The organism is Streptomyces niveus (assembly GCF_001723055.1).
GTDB classification, from domain to species: domain Bacteria; phylum Actinomycetota; class Actinomycetes; order Streptomycetales; family Streptomycetaceae; genus Streptomyces; species Streptomyces niveus.
Genome location: NZ_MDCR01000428.1, coordinates 1 through 1,244 on the forward strand (window position 1 = coordinate 1; position 1,244 = coordinate 1,244).

General features: G+C 66.3%; 2 protein-coding genes and 1 pseudogene. All 3 read left to right on the plus strand.

The window, feature by feature from the left end:
• A partial coding sequence (locus BHU15_RS40970; RefSeq protein ID WP_218028095.1) for a hypothetical protein occupies window positions 1-294 on the plus strand: 294 nt, incomplete at both ends.
• 2 nt (window positions 295-296) lie between these two features.
• Window positions 297-764, plus strand: a pseudogene (locus tag BHU15_RS41810) (DUF8724 domain-containing protein); the annotation flags it as partial.
• Between the two features lie 43 nt (window positions 765-807).
• Window positions 808-1,244 (plus strand): DUF8724 domain-containing protein (locus tag BHU15_RS40980; protein WP_497210042.1); only part of this gene is annotated, 437 nt, incomplete at its 3' end.

A 1,244-nucleotide genomic window follows, 5' to 3' on the forward strand; every position in this document is an offset into this window, starting at 1 on the left:
TGACCGCGGTCTGCACGCGGTGATCGTCGCACTGACCCGCATCCTCATCCCTGCCGCACGACCCGACGAGAAGGCGGGCGATATCGACATGTTCCGGGGTGAGCTCGACCGGCTGGTGAGAACCCCCCTCCTCGCCCGGGTCGAGCAGGTGGCCCCCGACGAGCACGAGGCGACGGTCGACTCTTTCGACGAGTTCGTCGAGTGGTGGGAGGAACAGGCCGAGATGCACGGGGCACTCACCTACGAACCCGGACGCGGAAGAAGGAGTCCATCGCTCCTGCGCTCGTACGACGANNGAGCGGAGCTTCCCGCGTCGCGGTTCGGTCCGACGCTCGCAGATGATCACGACGTACGGTGTCGGCTCGCTCATCGCGGTCGACAACGAGTCGTTCATCGTGTCCGGCACCGATTCGTGGAACATGAGCGAGGCACCGACGATCCACGAGCACCGACTCGCACGGCTCCTGGGAGTCCGGTCCTTCCGCCTACCGCCGGCATCGGACGACAGGAGCAGGGACGGGGTCCACGTCCGGCGCTTCCCTCTCTGGCACTCGTGCCCGGACTGCGGAACCTTGCAGCATGTACGTGCCTTCAACTCCTCTCCCGGCAAGAACGATTGCGGTACCTGTGGGCAGGATCTCGTCCCCTCCCGCTTCGTCATGGCCTGTGCCCACGGACACATCGACGACTTCCCGTACTGGAAATGGGCGCACCGCAGCAACCGTCGGGAGGGTGAGACCGGTCTGTGCGGAGGCGAGATGCGGNNCCATCCTGATCTCGTGCACCTGTGGGATCCCCGAGGTGTCCATGGAGGGTGCCTTCCGCGGCCGAGCGCTGTCGGACCTCAAGGTCCGCTGCGACGGCAAACGCCCCTGGCTCAAGGACGCGCCTGCCGAGAACTGTTCCGAGGCTCCGCGGACCCTGCAGCGTGGTTCGTCCGTGGCCTGGCAGGCGATCGTCAAGACCTCTCTGTCGATCCCTCCGTGGAGCGGTGGCCTGGCGGCGCGTCTCGCGGAGCACTGGGACGACCTGCGCGGGATGGACCGTACCGGGATCGAGATGTTTCTCAAGATCCTCACGCTCAAGGAGAAGTACACGTTCGCCCCCGACGCCGTCGTCGCGCTCCTCGAAGCGGAGAAACACGAGGATGTCGGGCCCGACGGCGAGGAGAACAAGGACAAGGCCTACGTCGCGCTACGCAAGCAGGAGTACGCACGGTTGAGGGAGGGGCACCCGGAGAGCGG